General features: G+C 76.5%; 7 protein-coding genes. 5 read left to right on the plus strand and 2 right to left on the minus strand.

The window, feature by feature from the left end; genetic code table 11:
* Positions 1-165: 165 nt before the first annotated feature.
* The gene (locus ABT160_RS45605) at positions 166-1386 is read left to right on the plus strand and encodes an alpha/beta hydrolase (RefSeq protein ID WP_351655961.1); all 1221 of its coding nucleotides are present in this window, start codon (positions 166-168) and stop codon (positions 1384-1386) included.
* A 21-nt stretch (positions 1387-1407) separates the two neighbouring features.
* Here ABT160_RS45605 and ABT160_RS45610 read toward each other — a convergent pair whose 3' ends face one another.
* Positions 1408-1752 (minus strand): hypothetical protein, encoded by a 345-nt coding sequence (locus tag ABT160_RS45610; protein WP_351655963.1) that lies wholly within the window; start codon positions 1750-1752, stop codon positions 1408-1410.
* A 213-nt stretch (positions 1753-1965) separates the two neighbouring features.
* On the opposite strand from ABT160_RS45610, the gene ABT160_RS45615 reads away from it, so the two are divergent.
* From ABT160_RS45615 to ABT160_RS45625, 3 genes are all read left to right on the plus strand, one after another.
* Positions 1966-3495, plus strand: coding sequence for a carboxylesterase/lipase family protein (locus tag ABT160_RS45615; RefSeq protein WP_351655966.1), 1530 nt, complete (start codon positions 1966-1968; stop codon positions 3493-3495).
* Between the two features lie 284 nt (positions 3496-3779).
* Positions 3780-6614, plus strand: coding sequence for an SCO1167/SCO6262 family helicase (locus tag ABT160_RS45620; RefSeq protein WP_351655968.1), 2835 nt, complete (start codon positions 3780-3782; stop codon positions 6612-6614).
* 77 nt (positions 6615-6691) lie between these two features.
* Positions 6692-7942: an SWIM zinc finger family protein gene (locus ABT160_RS45625; protein WP_351655971.1), complete on the plus strand. Its 1251-nt coding sequence runs from the start codon at positions 6692-6694 to the stop codon at positions 7940-7942.
* A gap of 84 nt (positions 7943-8026) precedes the next feature.
* Here the strand turns inward: ABT160_RS45625 and ABT160_RS45630 are convergent, their stop codons facing one another.
* Positions 8027-8629, minus strand: coding sequence for a hypothetical protein (locus ABT160_RS45630; RefSeq protein ID WP_351655974.1), 603 nt, complete (start codon positions 8627-8629; stop codon positions 8027-8029).
* A 182-nt stretch (positions 8630-8811) separates the two neighbouring features.
* Here ABT160_RS45630 and ABT160_RS45635 point away from each other — a divergent pair.
* The coding region (locus ABT160_RS45635; RefSeq protein ID WP_351655977.1) for a chaplin at positions 8812-9050 on the plus strand (239 nt) is incomplete at its 3' end.

Genomic DNA, 9050 nt, shown 5'->3' on the forward strand with positions numbered 1-9050 from the left:
ATATTTAGAAGGTGGCGAGGGCGGTGACCTCGGCGGTGGTGTCGCCGAGCTCCTCCGCGCATAACCGCTTGCCGGTGCGGGGGCCCGGGCCCGGGCCGCGCGGACCCTCCCCGGCTCACCGGACAGCGCCCCTGCCCCGGCCAGGCGGACGCCGTCTGCGCCGACTTGGCCGTCCCCCTGGACCGCACCGGCGCCCACCCCGGGACCCTGGCCCTCCAGGTCGCCCTCGTCGGTGACGCCGACGCCCCGCGCGGCACCCTGCTCTTCCTCACCGGCGGCCCCGGCCAGCCCGGCGTCCCCTTCCTCGGCACCGTCCGCAAGCGGCTGCCCGGCGCCCTCGCCCGGTACCGCCTGGCCGTGATCGACCAGCGGGGCACCGGTGCGACCGCCCTGGACTGCCCGCTGCTCCAGCGGGAGGTCGGCAGCAGCGACACCGTCGCCCCCAGCGCGGCGGCCGTACGCGGCTGCGCCGACGGCCTCGGCGCCCGGCGGAACTTCTACACCACCTCCGACACCGTCGCCGACCTGGAGGACCTGCGCGCCGCCCTCGGCGAGGCCAGCTGGACCCTGGACGGCGTCTCGTACGGCAGCTTCACCGCGGGCCGCTACGCGCTGGCCCACCCCGAGCGGGTGCGCCGCCTCGTCCTCGATTCGGTCGTGCCGCTGGACGGTGCGGCGACCCTGTACGAGGAGTCGTTCGCGCAGGCCGGACGGGTGCTGCGGGCCGCCTGCGCGGAGCAGGGCTGCGACTACGACCCGGCCGGGGAGCTGGCCCGGGTGGTGCGCCGCGACCACAACGGCGTCGGCGTGTTCAACCTGCTCGTCGTCGCCAGCATCGTCGACCCGCGCCTCGCGGACCCGCGGCTGGGCGTGCTGCGCGCGCTGCACGCCTCGGCGAACGGCGACCCCGGCCCGCTGGAGCGCCTGGTCGCCAACTACTACGGGCCCGACGGCGAGCCCAAGGAGCGCTTCAGCTCCGGGCTGCACGCGGCGACGCTGTGCGCCGACTCGCCGTGGCCGTGGGGCGACGCGGGCACGCCCGTCGAGGGCCGCGAGGACGCGCTGCGGGACGCCGTGGCGCGCCTGGAGCCGTCCCGGGTGTGGCCGTTCGAGCCCGCCACCGCCGCCGAGCAGGGCCTGGCCCGCACCTGCCTGCCCTGGCCCGCCTCGCGCCCGGACCCCGCGCCGGGGCACGGCGGGCCGCTGACCGTGCCGACGCTGCTGCTGGCCGGCGACCGCGACCTGTCCACGCCCGTGCAGTGGGCCAGGGAGGTGGCCGCCGCGGCGACCAAGGCGGAACTGGCCGTCATCGAGGGCGCGGGACACTCGGTCCAGAGCCGCAGCCAGGCCGGGGCCCGGGCCGCGGAGGAGTTCCTGCTGCGCTGAGGCGGTACGGCCGCGACGGGATCAGTGCACGACCGAGTAGCTGCGCCAGGGCTCCGTACCCGGCACGATCTCGTCGAACAGCCGCGTCGCCAGGTAGGTGGTGTCCCCGCCCCGGCAGTCGGGCGTCCGGTAGAGCACCAGGTCGACCAGCGTGCCGTTCTCGACCTTCTTCGCGCCGGTCGCGCCGAGCCGGTGGCAGCCCTTCACCGGCGGGCTCATCACCGAGACGACGGCGTCCTTCTCCGTCTCGTACGTGACCGGGCCGACCGCCGTCCGTCCCAGACCGGAGCAGCCGGCGACGGCGAGGGTCAGGAGCGCGGCCCCGGCGGCGATGCCGAGGCGCCGGTGACGCCGGTGATCGGACATGAGCGGGTCCTCGTCTCTGCGGGGGTCTCGTGCACGCCACCTTGCCCGCGCCCGCGGACCCCGGCATCCGGGGGTGGGCCGCCCGGGGGACCGGTAGCGGTCTTTACGGGGAGCGGCGCGGCGGGGTACGAGAGGGGGACGCCCCGCACGGGGCGCGCGGTGCGCGGGCACCGGCCACGGCGCACCACGGGGAACACGAGGAGCGGACGGCGGATGGACGACGTGAGGGACGAGGACAGGGGCCCCGGCGGCGGGCCGGACCGGGACGCGGGCGCGGCCCCGGAGGCGGCGACCGCGTACGGCAGGGTGCGCGGCAGGCTCTCGGAGCGGGGCGTCGCCTCGTTCCTGGGGGTGCCCTACGCGGCGCCCCCGGTGGGGCCGCTGCGGTTCGCGCCGCCCGCGCCCCCGCAGGCGTGGACGGGCGTGCGCGAGGCGGTCGCGTTCGGCCCGACCCCGCCCAAGGCGGCCTATCAGCCGCCCATGGACGCCCTGCTGCCGGAGCACTCCGTGCCCGGCGAGGACGTCCTCAGCCTCAACGTGTGGACGCCCTCGCCCGGGCCCGCGGCCCGGCTGCCCGTGATGGTCTGGCTGTACGGCGGGGCCTTCGCCAACGGCTCCTCCTCCACGCCCGCGTACGACGGCACGGCCTTCGCGCGCGACGGCGTGGTCTTCGTCTCCGTCAACTACCGCCTGGGCGCGGACGGGTTCGCGCACCTGGAGGGCGTCCCCGACAACCGGGGGCTGCTCGACCAGGTCGCCGCCCTGGAGTGGGTGCGCGACAACATCGCGGGCTTCGGCGGCGACCCGGACCGCGTCACCCTCTTCGGCGAGTCCGCGGGGGCGATGGCCATCGGGGTGCTGCTCGGCCAGGAGCGGGCGCGCGGCCTGTTCCACCGGGCGATCCTGCAGAGCGGGGCCGCCCACCACTTCCTGCGCCCCGCCTCCGCCCGGCTGATCACCGCGCGGCTCGCCGAGAAGCTCGGCGTCCCGCCGACCGCCGAGGGCATCGCCGGGGCGGGGTACCCGGAGCTGCTGGCCGCCCAGGGGGAGCTGCGCGGCGAGATCGGCGCCCGGCCGGACCCGCGGCTGTGGGGCGAGGCGGCGCTGAACGCGATGCCGTTCGAGCCGGTCACCGAGGGCCCCGCGCTGCCCGGTCCCGAGTGCGGGGTGCGCCTGCTGGTGGGCAGCAACCGCGAGGAGTACCGGCTGTTCCTGGTGCCCACCGGCCGCCTGGACGCGTTCGCCGAGGACAAGCTGCGGGCGATGGCGCTGGCCTACGGCCTCGACCCGGACAAGGGGCTCGACGTCTACCGCGAGGCCCGGCCCGGCGCCGGTGCCGGGGAGCTCCTGGACGCGGTCGCCACCGACTGGTTCTACCGGATCCCGGCGATCCGGCTCGCCGAGTCGGTGCCCGGTTCGTACGCGTACGAGTTCGCCTGGCGCTCGCCCCGCTTCGACGGGCGGCTCGGCGCCTGCCACGCCGTGGAGCTGCCGTTCGTCTTCGACCGCCTGCGCGACCCGCTGTACGCGCCGATGATCGGCGAGCGGGCGCCGCAGGCGCTCGCGGACGCCGTGCACGGGGCGTGGGTGGCCTTCGCGACGACGGGCGACCCGGGCTGGGCGCCGTACGACACGGAGACTCGCGCGACGATGGTCTTCGACGACGGGCCGGGGGGCGCGGGACCGGGGGTCGTGGCGGATCCGCGCGGGCGCGAGCGGGAGCTGTGGGAGGGGGTGCGGTAGCGCTTCGGGGCGTTGTCCGGGGTGTTGGTGTGCTGGGGCGCTTGCGGGGTCTCGGGGTGTTGATGGGGGGCGTCGCTTGCGGGGTCCGGGGCGGGACGTGTGGCGTCGCTTTCGTGGTCCGAGGCGTTGATTCAGGGCGTCGCATCCGTGGTCCCGGGCCGTTTCCGTGGCGTGTGCTCGCCAGGGGGCGGGGTGGGACGGGGGTCGTTGTCAGACCCCGCCCGTAAGGTCGTGGAGCAGTGGAGGAAACGTCCGCGACCGGCGGGAAGGGAGGGGGTGTGGCCATGGACGTCATCGTGTGCCCGGCCGTGTTCGTGCCGGGGGCCCTGCCCCGCGAGGGCCGGATCGCCTTCTGGTCCCCGGGCGGCGGCTTCCTGCCCGTCGTCGGGACCACCGGCGAGCTCACCGTGGTCCGCCGGCACGGCCGGGGCGTCGCCGCCCGCACCGTGCCCGCCCGGATCCTCACCGTCGCCGAGGCCCTGCCGCTGCTCGTGCGCGCCCGGCACGACCCGGCGGCCCACCCCGCCACCGCCGCCTGGGGCGCCGCCGCGCTGCACGCCCTGCACCTGGTCGCCCGCGGCAGGATGCTGCCCGGCCTGACCGCCGACGACCACGACGCCTGGCGCGCGGGCCCGCTGGACGCCGACGACATCGCGCACCTGCGGGCCGTCGCCGCCGCGCTGCCCTTCGAGGGGCACCCGGTGCCGGTGCCCGGGGCCAGGCCGCCGCGGCTCACCGAGCCGGAGGCCCTGGTGCGGGCCTTCCTGGACGCCGTCGCCGACACGCTGCCGCGCACCCCGGCCGCCGCCCACGCCGCGGGCGCCCCGTTCGCGGCCGCCACCGCCCAGCACCTGCCGGGGGCGCGCGCCTGGGCCGCCGAGGCCGCCGCCGGGATGGACGCGGGCGTGCGCGTATCGCTGCGCCTGGACCTGTCGGCGTACGAACTGTTCGACACCTCGCCCGAGCGCGCCGGGGAGCGTGGCGCCGCCGCCTGCGTGCTTCAGGTCCACAGCCTGGCCGACCCCACCCTGGTCATCGACGCCGCCCGCCTGTGGGCCGGGGACGGCGACGAGCACTTCGGGCCGCGCGCCCGGGTGGACGCCGTCCTCGCCCTGCGCCGCGCCGCCCGCGTCTGGCCGCCGCTGGGCCGCCTCCTGGAGCGGGACGCGCCCGACGTGCTCAGCCTCGACGAGGACGAGCTGTACGAACTGCTCGGCCCGGCCGCCACGGCCCTCGCCGACGCCCAGGTCGCCGTCCACTGGCCGCGCGAACTCGCCCGCAGCCTGTCCGCGACGGCCGTCGTGCGCGGCGGCCCGACCGCGCCGGGATCGGCCACCGACGGCACCCCGTTCTTCGACAGCGCCGAACTGCTCTCCTTCAACTGGCAGCTTGCCCTGGACGGCGACCCGCTGACCGAGCGCGAGATGGACGCCCTCGCCGAGTCCCACCGGCCCGTCGTGCGGCTGCGCGACCAGTGGGTCGTCGTCGACCCCGACCTGGTGCGCAAGGCCCGCAAGCGCGAACTGGGCCTGCTCGAACCGGTCGACGCGCTGGCCGTGGCGCTGTCCGGGACCGCCGAGGTCGACGGCGAGACCGTCGAGGCCGTGCCCGTCGGCGCGCTCGCCGCGCTGCGCGACCGGCTCACCGCCGGAGCCGTGCCCGTGCCCCAGCCGCCCGGGCTCGACGCCACCCTGCGCGACTACCAGCTGCGCGGCCTGGCCTGGCTGGACCTGATGACCTCCCTCGGCCTGGGCGGCTGCCTCGCCGACGACATGGGCCTGGGCAAGACCGTCACCCTGATCGCCCTGCACCTGCACCGCGCCCACCGCGCGCCCACGCTCGTCGTCTGCCCCGCCTCCCTGCTCGGCAACTGGCAGCGCGAGATCACCCGGTTCGCGCCCGGCGTGCCGGTGCGCCGCTTCCACGGCGGCGACCGCACCCTGGACGGCGCGGACGCCGGGTTCGTCCTCACCACCTACGGCACCCTGCGCACCAGCGCCGAGCAACTCGCGGGGCACCCCTGGGGCATGGTCGTCGCCGACGAGGCGCAGCACGTGAAGAACCCGCACTCGGCGACCGCCAAGGCGCTGCGCACCGTCCCGACGCCCGCGCGGGTCGCCCTGACCGGCACCCCCGTGGAGAACAACCTCTCCGAGCTGTGGGCCCTGCTCGACTGGACCACCCCCGGACTGCTCGGCCCGCTCAAGGCGTTCCGCTCCCGCCACGCGCGCGCCGTGGAGAACCACGAGGGTCCCGGGGACATCGAGAACGAGCAGGCCGTCGAGCGGCTCTCCCGGCTGGTGCGGCCGTTCCTGCTGCGCCGCCGCAAGTCCGACCCCGGCATCGTGCCCGAGCTGCCGCCCAAGACGGAGTCCGACCACCCGGTGCCCCTCACCCGGGAACAGGTCTCGCTGTACGAGGCGGTGGTCCGCGAGACCATGGGCGCGATCGAGGGCGCCCAGGGCATCGCCCGGCGCGGCCTGGTGATGAAGCTGCTCACCTCGCTCAAGCAGATCTGCAACCACCCCGCGCAGTTCCTCAAGGAGCAGGGGGGCAAGGGCGGGCGGGCCGAGCGGGTGCGCCTGACCGGCCGCTCCGGCAAGCTCGCCCTGCTCGACGAACTCCTGGACACGATCCTCGCCGAGGACGGCTCGGTGCTCGTCTTCAGCCAGTACGTGTCCATGGCGAGGCTGCTCTCCGCGCACCTGACCGCGCGCGGCGTCCCCAGCCAACTGCTGCACGGCGGCACGCCGGTGGCCGAGCGCGAGCGGATGGTGGACCGCTTCCAGTCCGGCGAGGTGCCCGTCTTCCTGCTGTCGCTGAAGGCCGCGGGGACCGGGCTCAACCTGACCCGCGCCGGACACGTGGTGCACTACGACCGCTGGTGGAACCCGGCGGTCGAGGAGCAGGCCACCGACCGCGCGTACCGCATCGGCCAGACCCAGCCGGTCCAGGTCCACCGGCTGGTCACCGAGGGCACGGTGGAGGACCGCATCGCCGAGATGCTCGCCGCCAAGCGCGCCCTGGCCGAGGCGGTCCTCGGCTCCGGAGAGGCGGCCCTGTCCGAACTGACCGACCGGGAACTGGCCGACCTGGTGTCGCTGAGGAGGCAGGCGTGAACGCGGCACGGAGCGGCCCAGGGGCAGGGGCAAGCGCCGGGGCCGGGGGCGCGGCCCGGCGGCGGGGGGAGGCGGGCGTGAACCGTGCGCACGGGCTCCGCCACGACGACCGCCGGCGGACCTTCCCCCAGCTCACCGGGCAGCCCGCGGCCAAGGGGGCGTTCGCGGCCACCTGGTGGGGCAACGCCTGGGTGGAGGCGCTGGAGGACACCGCCCTCGACCAGGCGCGGCTGAACCGGGGCCGGGCGTACGCGGGCCGCGGGCTCGTCGACGCGATCACGGTCACCCCGGGGCGGGTCGTCGCCTACGTGCACGGCACGCGGGTGCGCCCGTACCGCACCGAGATCCGGCTGAAGGTCCTCGGGGACGACGACTGGGAGCGGTTCCTCGACGCCGCCGCGGCCCGCCCCGAGCACATCGCCGCGCTCCTGGACAAGGACGTGCCGCACGCCCTGGCGGCCGTCATGGACCTGCTGCCCGCCGCGGGCGACCTGGTGCCGGACTGCTCCTGCCCCGACGACGGCTACCCCTGCAAGCACGCCGCCGCCCTGTGCTACCAGGCGGCACGGCTGCTGGACGAGGACCCGTTCGTGCTGTTCCTGATGCGCGGGCGCGGCGAGCAGGAGATCCTGGCCGCCCTCACCCGGCGCAACACGGCCCGTGCCGCCTCGGAGTCCGCCGGGGCGCCCGGGGCCGAGCCCGCGCTGCCCTCCGCGCCCGCCCGCGCCGTGCTGGACGGCCAGGACCCGCTGCCGCTGCCGCCCCCACTGCCGCACCTGGACCGCCCGGGCCGCCCCCCGGCCTATCCGCACGCGCCGGGCGCCCCCGACCCGCTCGCGCTCGACCTGCTGGCGGGCGAGGCCGCGGCCCGGGCGTTCGCGCTCCTGGAGACCGGCGAGGACCCGGTCGCCGCGCTCACCCCCTGGCAGGACGCCGTCCGGCTGGCCGCCGCCCACCCCGGCACCGGCCTGACCGCCGCGACCCGGGCGCTCTACCGGGACCTGGCCGCCGCGACCGGGCGCACCCCCACCGACCTGGCCCGCGCGGTCGCCGCCTGGCGCCAGGGCGGACCGGCCGCGCTCACCGTCCTGGAGGAGCCCTGGGACCCGCCCGCCGGGCCCTTCGACAAGGCCCGCCCGGCGCTCCTGGCGGCGGACTACCCGCACTTCAGGCCCCGGCGCAACCGGTTGTCGTCCCGCTCCCTGCAACTGCGGCTCGGCCAGGACGGGTTGTGGTACGGGTACGAGTCGGACCCGGACCGCGAGGACTGGTGGCCCCGGGGCACCCCCTCGGACGACCCGGTGCTGGCCCTGGGCTCGATGGCCTGACCGGGGCGGCGCGGGCGGGGTCCACCCGAGTCCGCCTCGGCTCCCGCGCCCCGGGCCCTGCGGCCCGAGTCCCGCCCCCGGGGGCTACAGCGATCCCGCCCAGGCCCTCAGCCGCGCGAAGTCCGCCTCGCGCAGACCGCGCCGGGGGTGGATCCGCAGCAGCAGGGCGGGGGCGTCGTGCCGCTCGGCGTACGCCACGTCCCGTGCGGTGATCATGTCGTCGACCCAGGCGAACGGGCGGCCCGCCGCCCAGCGCAGCAGCGGCCGGGTCTTCCAGTACAGGCCGTCCGGGTCCCGGGCGAAGAGCTCCGGCCACTCGATCACCGGCAGGTCCGGGGGCAGCCCGATGGCGGGGGAGATCAGCGAGTTGGCCTGGTGCATCCAGGTGGTGGCCCAGGCGAGCTGGAAAGGGAGGTCCGTCAACTGCCGCCCGTGGCCCGGGTGGAGCACCACCCGCAGGCCCCGCCGGTGGCGCCGGGATCCGGGTCTCTGGCGGGCCAGCCAGACCGTCGGGTGCATCCGGTGCGCGGTGTAGCCGCGCAGCCGGGGGAGCCACGCCCGATAGGGGTTGAGCGGGCCGTCGACGTCGAGGAGGAGCAGCGGGAGGCCGGTGCCGGGAGCCGTGCGGGGGTCCGTGCCGGGGTCCGTGAGTGAGTCCGTGCTGGGGTCCGTGCTCGGGTCCGTCATGGGGAAGGGATACCCGGCCCCGGAGCGGGGCGGAAGAGGGCCGTGGACTCACCCCGTCCAGGGTTCGATTAGCCGCTCGCTCGATGGGGTGAAAGGCGTATGAGTCATAACCTCAATGGCCGAATCGCGTTATTTCCGGTGCGGGCGATTGCCCGTGAAACCTCCGGAAAGCAGGAAACCCCATGAGGCACATGAGCCGCAATGGTCTGGCCACTGTGGTGGTCACGGGTGGCGCGCTGGTGATGGCGGGCGGCTTCGCCCACGCCGACTCCACGTCGACCGGCGGTGCGGTCGCATCCCCCGGGCTGATCTCCGGCAACACCGTCCAGTTGCCGGTGCACGTCCCGGTCAACGTGTGCGGCAACACCGTCAGCGTGGCGGGGCTGCTCAGCCCGGCGGCCGGCAACAGCTGCGCCAACCA

Source organism: Streptomyces sp. NPDC001941 (genome assembly GCF_040296945.1).
Taxonomy (GTDB): Bacteria; Actinomycetota; Actinomycetes; order Streptomycetales; family Streptomycetaceae; genus Streptomyces.